The following is a 12,575-nucleotide window of genomic DNA, read 5'->3' as shown; positions in this document are numbered from 1 at the left end:
CTCCGCCCTGCGCGCGGCCCTGGGCGAGGACGCCGTCGCCACCGGCGAGGCCATCCCTGCGCACCGGCTGACGGACTGGAGCGGCGTGCCGCCCGTGCGCCCGCTCGCGCTGCTGCGCCCGCGCAGCACGGAGCAGGTCAGCGCCGCACTGCAGCTGTGCACGCAGCACCGCGTGCCTGTCGTGCCGCAGGGCGGCATGACCGGCCTGGCCGGCGCGGCCCAGCCGCTGGCCCACGGCGTGGCCCTGTCGCTGGACCGCATGCAGGCCATCGAACAGCTGGACGCTGCCACGCGCACGCTGACCGTGCAGGCCGGCGCCACCGTGCAGTCCATCCAGGAGGCGGCCAGCGCCCAGGGCCTGTTGTTCGGCGTGGATTTCGGCGCGCGCGGCTCGGCCCAGGTCGGCGGTGCACTGGCCACCAACGCGGGCGGCAACGGTGTGCTGCGCTTCGGCATGATGCGCGAGCAGACGCTGGGCCTGGAGGTGGTGCTGGCCGATGGGGCCGTGCTGCCCATGCTGCGCCCCATGCAGAAGAACAACACGGGCTACGACTTGAAGCAGTTCTTCATCGGTGCCGAGGGCACGCTGGGCGTGATCACGCGCGCGCTGCTGCGGCTGCACCCGGCGCCTAGCGCGCGCGTGACGATGCTGGCCGCTGTGCCTGACTACGACGCCGCGCTGGCGCTGCTGTCGCGCCTGCAGGTGCGTGCCGGCGCTGGCCTGGCCGCCTTCGAACTCATGTGGCGCGACTTCGTGGTCGCCTCACTGGCCTGGCAGAGGCTGCGCGAGCCCTTCGATGCGCCGCACCCGCTGCTGGCCCTGGTCGACCTCGACGGCCCCGACGCGGCCCAGTTGCAGGCCGCGCTCGAGGAGGTGCTGGCCCCGGCGCTGGCCGACGGCCTGGTGCTGGACGCCGCCATCGCGCAATCCGAGGCCCAGGCGCGTGCGTTCTGGAAGATCCGCGAGGCCACGGCCGAGCTGCCCACCAACATGCACCCGCCCGTCAACTTCGACGTGAGCCTGCCCATGGCCGAGATCGGCCGCTTCGCCGTCGCCTGCCGCGCCGCGCTCGACGCGCGCTGGCCCGGCCACGCCAGCGTGTTCTTCGGCCACATCGGCGACAGCAACCTGCATGTCTCCACCGACGCCTCGACCATCGGCGGCGACGTAGAGGGCTTGGAGCACCTGGTCTACGGCCTGGTCGGCGACTTCGCGGGCAGCGTCTCGGCCGAGCACGGGATCGGCCTGCACAAGAAGCCCTACCTGGGTCGCAGCCGCACGCCGGCCGAGTTGGCCGCGATGCGCGCCATCAAGACCGCGCTCGACCCTTTGAATTTGATGAACCCCGGAAAGATCTTCGACTGACATGGCATCCGACATCCTGGCCCTGGCCCGCCCCGAGGTGCCGCCGCTACCGGTCTACAACGCGGGCCTCTCGTCCGCGGCCGTGCGCGCGCGCTACGGCGTGGACCGCATCGCGCGCCTGGGCAGCAACGAAAACCCCTATGGCCCGAGCCCGCGCGTGGCCGAAGCGCTGGCCAGCCTCGCCGGGCAGGTGCACTGGTACCCGGACGCCGACAGCCAGGCGCTGCGCGAGGCGCTGGCGCGCCACAGCGGCGCCACGCCCGCGCAGATCGTCGTGGGCAACGGCTCCGAGTCCATCCTGCAGACGCTCTGCCTGGCGCTGCTCTCGCCCGGCGAGCGCGTGCTGACGCAGCGCCCGGCCTTCGGCCTGCACGAGATCTACCCGCGCATGATGGGCGCCGAGGTCGAGCTGCTGGCGCTCACGCCCGCGCTCGGTTTCGACGTGGACGCCTGGTGCGCCGCGCTCGCCCGTGGTCCCAAGATCGCCATGCTGGCCAATCCCTCCAACCCGGTCGGCTGCCTGTTCGACACCGGCGCCTTCGCGCGGCTGCTGGCCGCCACGCCGGCCGGCACGCTGCTGGTCGTCGACGAGGCTTACGTGGAGTACGCGCGCCTCACGCCGGGCTTCCCCGATGCGCTGCCCATGCTGCGCGACTGGGGCGGCGTCTGGACCGTGCTGCGCACCTTCTCCAAGGCCTGGGGCCTGGCCGGGCTGCGCGTGGGCTACGGCATCGCGTCGGACGCCGCGCTCGTGCAGCTGCTGGACCGCGTGTGCACGCCCTTCGGCGTGAACACCGCCGCGCAACTGGCCGCGCGCGCGGCGCTCGAGGACGAGGCCCACATGCGCCAGGCCGTGGCGCGCACCGTGGCGCAGCGCGAAGGGATGCTGCGCGCGCTCGAGGCCATGGGCCTGCGTGTCGCGCCTTCGGCCACCAACTTCCTGTTCGTCGACCTGGGCCGGCCCAACGGCCCTGTCAACGCGGCGCTGCTGGCCGCTGGCGTGATCGTCAAGCCCTGGAAGGATGCCGGCTTCACGCAGTTCCTGCGCATCACGGTGGGCAGCGACGAAGACAACGCGCAGTGCCTGCAGGCGCTGCGCGACGCACTCGCGCGCTAGGCCGTTGCCGGCGCCGGCCTGCGCTGGTGCCGGACCGATCCATCCTGCATCCGCAGGATGCATGCCGCCATGCTGCGCCGCACAATCCATCGTGCGGCCGGCTGGCCGCCCCAAGGATGCAAACATGTCGAACTTCTACGCGTCGCTGGCGCCAGCGCAGCTGCAGCAGGACATCAACCCCTGGACCTGGGTGAACCCCTTCGCCCACAGCCAGATCGGTTGGGTCAACATCAACCTGGGCAAGTCCTCCGACCCCGCGCTGGAGCGCCGCATCCTGGACGACGTGGGCAGCTACGGCCGCCAGATCGGCCAGCTGGGCGACGCGCTGGAAGCGGTGCTGAACCACCTGCCGGTTGCCGAATGGAAACCCGAGGCGCAGGAGGCCGTGGCGGCCTTCCGTTACCAGCTGCGCGAGGTCCGTCGCCTGAAGAAGGCGCACCGGGGCGGCGCCGCGGCATGACGCCAGCGCACGTGCGCCAGCGCCCCATGGCCGCGCAGGACCTGCCCCTGCTGCACTGGCTGAACCGGCCGCATACCGTGCGCCGGTAGGGCCGGCGAGCCACGCTGCTGAACTGCGTTGCCGGTCCAATTCGCGGGGGTGCTGCGTGCACTTGTGCAGCCGTTTGCGCAGAAGCCGTCGTGCACTGGCGACAAGCGGTGTGACAAGTTGCAACGCGATGCTAAGGTGCCGCGCCTCTCCTGTCCGCGCCCAGCCCCACCATGAACGCCATTGCCCGGCTCGCCCTGTCTCTTGCCTGCACCGTCGCCGCAAGCTCCGCGGCCCAGGCCGGCGAGGACTTCCAGGTGCGCTACAACCTGGCCGGCAGCCTGGGCGGCGAGATCTTCGCGCCGCCCGACCTGCAGGGCCTGACCGGCGGCATCGCGCTGACGCGCGTGGACATCCACAAGATCACGGGCAACGACGGCGAGCGCCTCACGCAGACCCTGCCGGGCGGCACGCTGCCGCTGCCGGCGCCCGCGCCGTCGGCGCTGTACCCCACCTACGGTCCGGCCACCGGCGTCATCGATGCCCGCGGCTCGCTCGTGCAGTGGAACCTGGGCCTGGCCTGGCTCAGCGCCGCACGCTACGGCGGCGGCCGGCTGGCGCTGGCCATGAACCTGCCCTACGGCATCAAGAAGCAGGGCTTCGGCGCCCAGGCCACCACGCCGACGCTGCACTGGAACCCGGCCGTGCCGGCGGCCACGCAGGCGGCGGTGCAGGCCGGCTTCGACCAGCAGTTCCAGAGCACCGTCGCGGCCATGGCGGCGGCCGAGGGCGGCAGCGTCTCGGGCATCGGCGACATGGAGTTGCACGCGGGCTGGCGCCACGCCACCGACCAGCTGCGCGTGCTGGCCGGCGCCTCGCTGGTGCTGCCCACCGGGCGCTACAACCAGGCCTCGGGCCCCGACATCGGCTTCGGCAACTTCTACACGCTGCGGCCCGCGGCCCAGCTGGTCTACCTGCCGCGACCCGACATCGCGCTGGCGGGCCGGGTCACCGTGGGCCTGAACACGCGCAACCGCGACAACGAGCTGCGCAGCGGCAACTGGGCCAGCCTGGAAGGCGCTGCCGGGTATATGACGCGCCTGGGCCCGGTCGGCGTGCACGTCGTCCATGCCCAGCAGTTCCAGGACGACAGCAATAACCGCTGGGGCCCGAGCCGCTACCGCTCCACCAACGCCGGTCTGTTCTGGACCACCCGCGTTCCGGTGCTGGACGTGGTGCTCACGCTGCAGCACATGGCCACCGTGCAGTCGCGCAACGCCAAGAACGGCACCTACTCGCAGGTGCGGCTCAGCAAGACGTTCTGACACGCGAAGACGCGGGGAGGTGTTCCCGCGCGCCTCAGCCGCCGCGCGATCGCGGGTCTTCGTAGTGCACCAGCGCCGACAGGTCGCGCACCACGATGCCGCCGTACTTGCTGGCGATCAGTCCTTCGTCGGCCAGGGCCTTGCAGGCGGCGGAGACGCTCTGGCGGGACAGGCCCACCAACTCGCCCAGTTCGCGCTGCGACAGGTCCAGCACCGCCCCCAGGTTGGGATAGAGGACCGGGTTGTACAAGGTGCCGATGGTGCGTGCCAGGCGGGTCACGGGGTCGCTGCTGCGGTCGATCTCCAGCATGGCCATGAGCTGAGCCAGCCGCTCGTTCAGGTGCGAGATGATGACGTGGTTGAACTCCACGCTCTCGTCCAGCAGGCGGCGGAAGGTGGCGCCAGGCAGAAAGATCACGCGGCTGGGCCGCATCGCGATCACGTCGAACTTGAACAGGCCCCGGCGCACCAGCGAGCCCTCGCCCATCCAACTGCCCTTGGGTATGCCGGTGAACATGACGATCTTGCCCGAGCGTTGCACGGCACTGACCTTCAGCAACCCGTCGGCCACGCCGATCCAGGCATGCGCGGGCTCGCCGATGCGGGCCACCGATTCGCCTTCGTCGAACCAGCAGTCGCGCGCATCGGCCAGGATCAACTGGCGGGCCGGCGCTGGCAGCTCCTGCATCCACGCGACCTCTTGCAGCAGCGTCTTCAGCGGCTGCGTCTTCCTGTTCTGCATGGGTGGATCGTAGCGGCGCCATGGCCGTGCGGCGGCCCGCCGCACCGTGCGGGCCCACACCGATCCGGTTCTCCAGGGTATCCCCGATGGGCAACTGCCCACGGGCCGACATTCGGTGCGTGGGGGCGCTTTCAGAATGCGCAGGTTTTCAACAGGAGACACCCGTGAACGCAAGACTTCCCGTCCGCGCCGTTGGCGCCACCCTCGTGTTGTCGCTCGCCGCATGCGGCGGCAGCGACGACGCTGCGCCGAACCCCGATGTCGGCGCGCTGACGCCGCAGCAGGCCTGCGAAAAGCTCGCCGACGCCCGGATCGCACCGGCCAGCATCGGCCTTCCCACCCGCGGTGCGACCGTCACCGCGGCTGCGCTGAAAGGGGCGACGGCCGGTCTGCCCGAGTACTGTGCCGTCAGCGGCGTGATCGACTCCGTGGACACCAGCGCGCAACCGATCCGGTTCGCGCTGGCGTTGCCAACGGAGTGGAACAAGCGCTTGATGCATCTGGGCGGTGGTGGCTTCAATGGCACGGTGACCGACGTCACGACGGCCAGCAGCGGCTTGACCAGCCCGCCCGTGCCGTTGAAGCGGGGCTACGCCGTGGTGGGCTCGGACAGCGGCCACGTGGCCAAGCCCGGGGTGAACATCGGCACGTTCGCCCTGAACGAGGAAGAGCTGCGCAACTTCACGCACGAGCAACTGAAGAAGACCCGCGACGTTGCCGTGGAGCTGATCCGGCAACGCTATGGCACGGCGCAGGAGAAGACCTACTTCATCGGTGGTTCCGAGGGCGGCCGTGAGTCGATGATGGTGGTGCAGCGCTTCCCCGCCGACTACGACGGGGTCTTCACCTTGTTCCCCGTCTTCAACTGGACGGCGGCCATGTTCAAGTGGCTGGCCATCGGCAATGCGATGCGCGCCGACGGTGGTGCCGGCTGGCTGAGCCCGGCGAAGGCGCGGCTGCTGCAGGCATCGGAAATGGCCGCGTGCGACGCGCTGGACGGCGTGGCCGACGGTGTCATCAGCCATGTGGCGGCTTGCAGGCATGACCCCGCGGTCCTGCGTTGCCCAGGCGGTGCGGACACGGGCGACACCTGTCTTTCCGACGCGCAGATCGCCACGACAAAGGTCATCTATTCGCGCCAGACCTTCCAGTACGCGATGGCCAACGGGCTGCAGTCCGTGCCTGCCTACTATCCAGGTGCGTTTTTCGCCTCGTCGTTGGGCAACAGTCCTCTCTTTGATCTGGCATCGGCGCTGTCTGGTACCGGTGGCACCACATTGGGGAGCATTCACAACTTCGGTGATGCATTCACCCGCTTCTTCATCATGCGTGATGCCAATGCGGACACCGCAGCGTTCGACATCACCCAGCCCGGGGAGCATCTGGCGCGCGTGCAGGAAGTTTCCGCGCTGGTCGACGCCACCGATCCGGATGTCAGCGCCTTCATTGCCCGCGGTGGCCGCTGGATCATGGCCCATGGCCTGGAAGACCAGTTGCCGCTGGCGTCGGCCACCGTGGAGTACTACGACAGCCTGGCCGCGCGGTACGGACGTGCCGAACTGGACAAGACGCTGCGCTTCTACACCATCCCCGGTTTTGCCCATGTCGGCGGGTCCTTCGCGGCGGAAGGCGGCATTCCAGCACTCGACGCGCTGGAAGACTGGGTCGAACGTGGCATTGCACCTGGCCACCTGGTGGTCTCGGACATGCGCTCGGGCAACGCGTTGCGCACGCGGCCGATGTGCGTCTACCCCAGCTGGCCGAAGTACAAGGGCAGCGGTGACGTGAACGCTGCCGCCAGCTTCGAATGCGTCGCTGAGTGATGCATCACCGTGGCGGCCCATGCCCGCCACGGCGCGTGGCCTGCGCTGCCGGCGCGGGCGGTCAGCCGGCCGGCCGCGCGACCACCGCCACGCCGTGCTGTCCCAGGCCCAGCGTGGTCGGCGCGCCCGGGGCGAGCGGCTGCTCCTGTTCGGTGGAAACCACGAACACCGAACCCAGCGGGGTGTCGAAGCTGTACGCGTAGAACCCGCCCAGATAGGCCGACTTCTTCAGCGTTGCGGGCAGGCCGCCCGGCACGTCCAGGCGCCAGGCTTGCGGCCGCACGAGAACTCGCTGGGCAGGCGTTCGTCGAAGCCGACCGGTGCTCGACGTGGGGCGCTCACGCTGCAGCACATGGCCACCGTGCAGTCGCGCAACGCCAAGAACGGCACCTACTCGCAGGTGCGGGTCAGCAAGAGCTTCTGAGCGGCCGCGCTGCTAGCGCAGCGTGTACTCCAGCGCCCAGAAGAAGCGCCACTGGTGGTAGCTGGCCTGGGCCGCAAAGGGCTCGGCGGCAGCCAGCAAGGCCTCGGCGGACGGGAAGTTCTTGAGCACGCGGTGCACCGAGCCGTCGTCCAGCGTGCGCAGCTGGAAGCTGTCGCCGTCGGCATCGCGCTCGGCCACCGGGGTGCTGCTGCCCGGCACGAAGCGGTTGTCCATGAAGACCACCCTGGCCCCCGGCTGCAGCGCCGCGTGCAGGCCCTGCAGGAAGCCGCCGATGCGCTGGCGCGGGATGTGCGACCACCAGAAGCCGGCGAAGGCCGCGTCGAACGGCGCATCGAAGCGCGGCAGGGCATAGGCGTCGCCCTGCAGCAGCTGCACACCGGCCGGCAGCCGCGCGCGGGCGATGTCCAGCGTCTGCTGCGCGCTGTCGATGCCCACCACGCTGTGCGCCGCGGCGGCGTAGAACCGGGTCCAGTAGCCCGTGCCGCATGCCAGCTCCAGCACGCGGCGCCCGGCCAGCACGCCGGGCAGCCAGGATTCCATGCGGCGCAGGTCGTCCTGGCGCTCGGGCTTGGCGTAGACCCGGTCGTATTCCTGGGCGCGGGCGGCGTAGTAGTCCTGCATTGTGCTCAGGCCGAACCCGGTTGCTGCACCACGGACACCCCGTGCCGGCCCAGGCCCAGCGCCGTCTCGGTGCCGGGCGCGAGCACGCGCTCCAGGTCCGAGGACACCACGAACACCGGCCCCAGCGGCGTCTCGAAGCCGTACTCGTAGAAGCCGCCCAGGTAGGCCGCCTTGCGCAGTGTGGCAGGCAGCCCACCGGCCATGCCGATCTGCCAGGCCTCGGGCCGCACGGCCACCTTGACGGGGCCTGCCGCGACCGGGTGTTTGGGCGTGAGCCGCAACGGCCCCAGCGTGACCTGGCCATCGGCCTGGGCCTGGCCCGGGAACACCATGGCCTCGCCCATGAAGCCGGCCACGAACTCGCTCTGCGGCCGGCTGTACAGCGCCTCGGGCGTGCCGCGCTGGGCGATCACGCCATGGTCCATCACGATGATCTGGTCCGACACCGCGAGCGCCTCGCTCTGGTCGTGCGTGACATAGGCCACCGTGAGCTGCAGGCGCTGCTGGATCGCGCGGATCTCCTCGCGCATCTCGCGGCGCAGCCGCGCGTCCAGGTTCGAGAGTGGCTCGTCGAACAGCAGCACGGCGGGCTCCAGCACCAGTGCGCGGGCCAGTGCCACGCGCTGCTGCTGGCCGCCCGACAGCTCGCTGGGCAGGCGCTCGTTGAAGCCGACCAGGCCCACGCCCTTGAGCGCGTCGCTCGCGCGCGCCGCCGCCTCGGCCTTGGCCACGCCGCTCATGCGCAGTCCGTAGGCCACGTTCTCCACCACGTTCATGTGCGGGAACAGCGCGTAGCTCTGGAACATCATCGAGACATTGCGCTCGCCCGGGCCCAGCGTGGTCACGTCGCGCCCGCCCATGAGGATCTGCCCGCCGGTGGGCGACTCCAGCCCCGCGATCATGCGCAGCGTGGTGGTCTTGCCGCAGCCCGAGGGCCCCAGGATGGTGGTCAGCGTGCCCTGCGGCACCTCGAAGCTGATGCCCTTGACGGCCAGCGGTGCGCTGGCGTCCGTGCCGTAGCGCTTGGTGACGTTGCGAAACTCGATTCCGTTCATACAGCTTCCATCTTGTGGTGCCCCTGGTGCGCCGGCGTCTTGCGCCGGCCCAGCTTGCGTTCGCCGACCAGGAACTGGATCAGCGCGATGGCCAGCGACATCAGCACGATCAGCACCGTGCAATACGCCAGCGCCACGCCGTAGTCGCCGTTGCCCACGCGGCCGATGATGTAGGTGGTGGCCAGCTCGTTCTCGGCCGTGACCAGGAAGATCACCGCGCTCACGGTGGTCATGGCGCGCACGAAGCTGTAGACCAGGGCGGCCACCAGCGCCGGCTTGAGCAGCGGCAGCACCACGCGGAACAGCGTCTGCGCAGTGGAGGCGCGCAGCATCAGCGAGGCCTCGTCGAGCGAGCGGTCCAGCTGCTTGAAGGCGGCCGTGCCGGCCCGCACGCCCACCGGCAGGTTGCGGAACATGAAGCACAGGATGATCACGAGCCCGGTGCCCGTGAGTTCCAGCGGCGGCACGTTGAACGCCAGGATGTAGCTCACCCCCAGCACCGTGCCCGGAATCGCGAAGGCCAGCAGCGCGGCGAACTCGAAGGCGCCCTGGCCCTTGAACTCGTTGCGCGCGAGCAGCCAGGCGATGAGCAGGCCCAGCGCCGCGGTGATCGGCGCCGAGATGCCCGCCAGCTTCACGGTGGTGATCAGCGAGTTCCAGGCCGTGCCGGCCCAGACCAGGCCGAACTGGCCCCATTCGAGCGCGAAGGCCGTGTGGAAGTGCTTGAGCGTGGGCGTGTAGTCGCGGCCCCAGGTCTGCACGAAGCCGCCCGCGAACGCGAACCCGTAGACCACCACGGTGAACGCGATCCAGGGCAGGGCCACGCCATGACACGCACGGCGAACCCCATCCGGCAGGGGCATGGCGATGCCGGCATCGCCCTTGCCGCTCACGGTGGTGTAGTTGCGCTTGCCCAGCACGCCACGCTGCAGCGCGAACACCGCCAGCGCGAAGATCGTCAGCACCCAGGCCAGTGAGGCCGCGCGCCCGGCGTCGTACTGCGCGCCGACGATGGCGAAGAAGATGTCGGTGGACAGCACGCTGTACTGTCCGCCCACCACCACCGGGTTGCCGAAGTCCGCGATGCTCTCGATGAAGCCGACCAGGAAGGCATTGGCCAGCCCGGGCTTGAGCAGCGGCAGCGTGACGGTGAAGAAGGCGCGGCGCCGGTCGGCGCGCAGCATCTGCGCGGCTTCCTCCAGGCTGGGCGCGATGCCCTGCACCACGCCGCGCATGATCATGAAGGCGATCGGCGTGAACGCGAACAGCTGCGCCGTCAGGATGCCGGGCAGGCCGTAGAACCAGCGCGTAGGCGCGATGCCGAACCAGCTCTCCAGCAGCTGGTTGACGACACCCGCGCGGCCGAACAGCAGGATCAGGCCCAGGCCCACGACGAAGGGAGGCGTGATGATGGGCAGCAGCGCGATCACGCGCAGCGGCGCCTGCAGGCGGCTGCTGCCACGCTCGGCCATCAGCGCGATCATGGTGCCCAGCACGGTCGTGCCCGTGGCCGTCAGCAGCGCCAGCAGCAGGGTGTTCCAGGCCACGCCGCAAGAGGTGGCGCCGGCCAGGCAACCCAGGCCCCAGATGCGCTCGGTGAACACGCGCTCGAAGAAGGCCATCAGGGACCAGCCGCCGTCCTCGGTCAGGAAGGCGCCGGCCAGCGCCTTGCCGACCGGGTAGGCGATGAACAGCGCCAGCAGCACGCCGCAGCCGACCACGGCGCCCGAGACGAACAGGTCGCCGCGAAAAAAACCCAGCCGCGCCAGGCCGAACGCGGCCAGCAGCACCAGCATGGTCAGCGCCACGAAGCCGCCTGCGCCGATGCCGAACTGGTTGGTCGCGAGCTCGCCGAAGGTGGTGTTCAGCGCCGCGACGCTCCAGCCGCGCGCGCCGATCGTGAAACCGGTGACGGCCAGGCCCACCGCACCGAGCAGGCCACCGGCCAGCAGCCAGCGTCCCTGGCCGCGGCCCGGCGCCTGCAGCGCACCCACGGCGCACAGGACCAGGCCAGCCAGGCCGAGCAGCAGCCAGGGGCGGTTCTGCGCCAAGGCCTGCACCAGGCCGTTGGCGGCATCACCTTCGGAAAAAATGCCCGGAAGGGCCTGGTACCAGCTCGTGTCCTGGATGGCGTACCAGGGCAGCAGCAGGTACGCGAGCAGACCGGCCGCGGTGCACCACCACACCGCGCCGTTGGGACGTTTCACCACGACGGCTTACCGCGGCAGCGAATTGACCTCTTTTTCCCAGCGCGCGATGAGCCGCCGCCGCTCCGCGCTCGCGCCGTACTTCTTGTAGTCGTAGTCGATCATCTTGATCTTCTTGAAGTCGGGCACGTTCGGATCGACCACCGTGGCCTTGTTCGAGGGCAGCTGGTACTGCTTGGCGGCCGCGCCGAAGGCCTGGGCGCCGGGCGTCAAGGCCCACTCGTAGAACTTCTTGGCCTGCTCGAGGTTGCGCGCGCCCTTGATGATGCTCATGGAGCCGATCTCGGCGCCCGTGCCCTCGCTGGGCGTGGCGGTCTCCACCGGGAAGCCCTGCATGCGCTCCTGCGGCGCGTCATGTACGAAGCTGATGGACACGGCCGTCTCGCCGCGCGCCACGGCCTTGATCGGGCCGGTGCCCGAGCGCGTGTACTGGCCCACGTTCCTGTGCAGGGCCTTGAGGTAGTCGAAGGCCTTGTCCTCACCCATCAGCTGCACCAGCGTGGCGATCATGGTGTAGGCCGTGCCGCTCGATGCCGGGTTGGCGACCTGGATGTCGCCCTTGTACTCGGGCTTGAGCAGGTCGGCCCAGCTTCTGGGCGCGGCCAGCTTCTTCTTGGCCAGCAGCTCGGTGTTGTAGCCGAAGCCCAGCGGGCCCGAGTAGATGCCCACGGTCTTGAAGCCCGACTGCTGGGCCTGCTGCTGCGCCCAGGGGTAGAGCTGCGGCAAGGAGGGCGACTTGTACTCCAGCGTCAGGCCTTGCTCGGCGGCCTGCAGGTGCGGGTCGCCCGTGCCGCCAAACCAGACATCGGTCTTGGGGTTGTCCTTCTCGGCGATGAGCTGGGCCAGGGCCTCGCCCGAGCCCTTGAGCGCCAGGTTGATCTTCACGCCCGTGGTCTTGGCATAGACCGTGGCGATCATGTTGCACCAGTCGGCCTGCACGGAGCAGATGACGTTGACCTGCTGGGCCGAAGCGCCCGCGGATGCGGCCAGCAAGGCGCCGGCGACGAGGATGTTGTGGATGGTTTTCATGGCGCTGCGCCTGATACGGAACAAGTGAAACGGCCCTCGGAACCGGGTCCGAGGGCCGCTGCAGAGCCTAGCAATGTGTCAGCGGTGTGACATTGGTGGCAACCCGGGCGGCTCAGCGGCCCGATGGGTCATGATCTTCGTCACGGCTCAGAGGCTGCACGCCGCTGTTGCGCAGCCAGGCGCGGTACTCGCGTCGGCGCTTGCGGCGCTCCTCGTGCCGGGCGCGCCGCTTCATGCGCAGACGCCGGACGAACAGCGCCAACGTGATCGCCGCCAGCCCGGCCAGGATCAGCAGAAAGGACCAGTCGACAACGAACACCTGGCCGATTTCTTCGTTCATGTTGGCGGCGGAGGGCAG

Annotated in this window: 13 protein-coding genes; 6 read left to right on the top strand and 7 right to left on the bottom strand. The window is 70.0% G+C overall.

All coding sequences use genetic code 11. The features are described from left to right. Positions 1-7 precede the first annotated feature (7 nt). The 4 genes from ACSQ4M_RS27660 to ACSQ4M_RS27645 all read left to right on the top strand — a co-directional run bounded on the left by ACSQ4M_RS27660 (position 8) and on the right by ACSQ4M_RS27645 (position 4,295). The gene (locus ACSQ4M_RS27660) at positions 8-1,366 is read left to right on the top strand and encodes an FAD-binding oxidoreductase (protein ID WP_436194076.1); all 1,359 of its coding nucleotides are present in this window, start codon (positions 8-10) and stop codon (positions 1,364-1,366) included. 1 nt (position 1,367) lies between these two features. Then, the gene (gene hisC, locus ACSQ4M_RS27655) at positions 1,368-2,483 is read left to right on the top strand and encodes a histidinol-phosphate transaminase (RefSeq protein ID WP_436192592.1); all 1,116 of its coding nucleotides are present in this window, start codon (positions 1,368-1,370) and stop codon (positions 2,481-2,483) included. 124 nt (positions 2,484-2,607) lie between these two features. After that, positions 2,608-2,943, top strand: coding sequence for a hypothetical protein (locus tag ACSQ4M_RS27650; protein WP_056661740.1), 336 nt, complete (start codon positions 2,608-2,610; stop codon positions 2,941-2,943). 260 nt (positions 2,944-3,203) lie between these two features. After that, positions 3,204-4,295 (top strand): transporter, encoded by a 1,092-nt coding sequence (locus tag ACSQ4M_RS27645; protein ID WP_436192591.1) that lies wholly within the window; start codon positions 3,204-3,206, stop codon positions 4,293-4,295. 34 nt (positions 4,296-4,329) lie between these two features. Here ACSQ4M_RS27645 and ACSQ4M_RS27640 read toward each other — a convergent pair whose 3' ends face one another. Then, a complete protein-coding gene (locus ACSQ4M_RS27640) occupies positions 4,330-5,037 on the bottom strand; it encodes a Crp/Fnr family transcriptional regulator (protein WP_436192590.1) in 708 nt (235 codons plus the stop codon). A 164-nt stretch (positions 5,038-5,201) separates the two neighbouring features. Between ACSQ4M_RS27640 and ACSQ4M_RS27635 the strand changes: the two genes are divergently transcribed. Next, positions 5,202-6,860 (top strand): tannase/feruloyl esterase family alpha/beta hydrolase, encoded by a 1,659-nt coding sequence (locus ACSQ4M_RS27635; protein ID WP_436192589.1) that lies wholly within the window; start codon positions 5,202-5,204, stop codon positions 6,858-6,860. A 61-nt stretch (positions 6,861-6,921) separates the two neighbouring features. On the opposite strand, the gene ACSQ4M_RS27630 is transcribed toward ACSQ4M_RS27635, so the two are convergent. Then, positions 6,922-7,143 (bottom strand): TOBE domain-containing protein, encoded by a 222-nt coding sequence (locus ACSQ4M_RS27630; protein WP_436192588.1) that lies wholly within the window; start codon positions 7,141-7,143, stop codon positions 6,922-6,924. On the opposite strand from ACSQ4M_RS27630, the gene ACSQ4M_RS27625 reads away from it, so the two are divergent. Beyond that, positions 7,132-7,284: a hypothetical protein gene (locus ACSQ4M_RS27625; protein WP_436192587.1), complete on the top strand. Its 153-nt coding sequence runs from the start codon at positions 7,132-7,134 to the stop codon at positions 7,282-7,284. The genes ACSQ4M_RS27630 and ACSQ4M_RS27625 overlap by 12 nt on opposite strands. Before the next feature lie 12 nt (positions 7,285-7,296). Here ACSQ4M_RS27625 and ACSQ4M_RS27620 read toward each other — a convergent pair whose 3' ends face one another. The 5 genes from ACSQ4M_RS27620 to ACSQ4M_RS27600 form a co-directional block, all read right to left on the bottom strand. Beyond that, positions 7,297-7,926 (bottom strand): class I SAM-dependent methyltransferase, encoded by a 630-nt coding sequence (locus tag ACSQ4M_RS27620; RefSeq protein ID WP_436192586.1) that lies wholly within the window; start codon positions 7,924-7,926, stop codon positions 7,297-7,299. Positions 7,927-7,931: 5 nt separating this feature from the next. Further along, positions 7,932-8,981 carry an ABC transporter ATP-binding protein gene (locus ACSQ4M_RS27615; RefSeq protein WP_436192585.1) on the bottom strand — a complete coding sequence of 350 codons (1,050 nt, stop codon included), beginning with the start codon at positions 8,979-8,981 and terminating at the stop codon, positions 7,932-7,934. After that, the gene (locus ACSQ4M_RS27610) at positions 8,978-11,191 is read right to left on the bottom strand and encodes an ABC transporter permease (RefSeq protein ID WP_436192584.1); all 2,214 of its coding nucleotides are present in this window, start codon (positions 11,189-11,191) and stop codon (positions 8,978-8,980) included. The genes ACSQ4M_RS27615 and ACSQ4M_RS27610 overlap by 4 nt, the downstream gene beginning before the upstream one ends. A gap of 6 nt (positions 11,192-11,197) precedes the next feature. Beyond that, positions 11,198-12,217, bottom strand: coding sequence for an ABC transporter substrate-binding protein (locus tag ACSQ4M_RS27605; RefSeq protein WP_436192583.1), 1,020 nt, complete (start codon positions 12,215-12,217; stop codon positions 11,198-11,200). Between the two features lie 112 nt (positions 12,218-12,329). Then, positions 12,330-12,557 carry a hypothetical protein gene (locus ACSQ4M_RS27600; protein ID WP_056661726.1) on the bottom strand — a complete coding sequence of 76 codons (228 nt, stop codon included), beginning with the start codon at positions 12,555-12,557 and terminating at the stop codon, positions 12,330-12,332. Positions 12,558-12,575: the final 18 nt, after the last annotated feature.

It is taken from the genome of Pseudorhodoferax sp. LjRoot39, from assembly GCF_964253035.1.
Taxonomy (GTDB): Bacteria; Pseudomonadota; Gammaproteobacteria; order Burkholderiales; family Burkholderiaceae_C; genus Pseudorhodoferax.
This window is presented reverse-complemented; position numbering and strand designations above follow the sequence as displayed.

Coding starts and splice junctions, on each gene's coding strand:
- hisC (WP_436192592.1), top strand. CDS start 1,368: ATGGCATCCGACATCCTGGCCCTGGCCCGCCCCGAGGTGCCGCCGCTA.
- ACSQ4M_RS27650 (WP_056661740.1), top strand. CDS start 2,608: ATGTCGAACTTCTACGCGTCGCTGGCGCCAGCGCAGCTGCAGCAGGAC.
- ACSQ4M_RS27645 (WP_436192591.1), top strand. CDS start 3,204: ATGAACGCCATTGCCCGGCTCGCCCTGTCTCTTGCCTGCACCGTCGCC.
- ACSQ4M_RS27640 (WP_436192590.1), bottom strand. CDS start 5,037: ATGCAGAACAGGAAGACGCAGCCGCTGAAGACGCTGCTGCAAGAGGTC.
- ACSQ4M_RS27620 (WP_436192586.1), bottom strand. CDS start 7,926: ATGCAGGACTACTACGCCGCCCGCGCCCAGGAATACGACCGGGTCTAC.
- ACSQ4M_RS27615 (WP_436192585.1), bottom strand. CDS start 8,981: ATGAACGGAATCGAGTTTCGCAACGTCACCAAGCGCTACGGCACGGAC.
- ACSQ4M_RS27605 (WP_436192583.1), bottom strand. CDS start 12,217: ATGAAAACCATCCACAACATCCTCGTCGCCGGCGCCTTGCTGGCCGCA.
- ACSQ4M_RS27600 (WP_056661726.1), bottom strand. CDS start 12,557: ATGAACGAAGAAATCGGCCAGGTGTTCGTTGTCGACTGGTCCTTTCTG.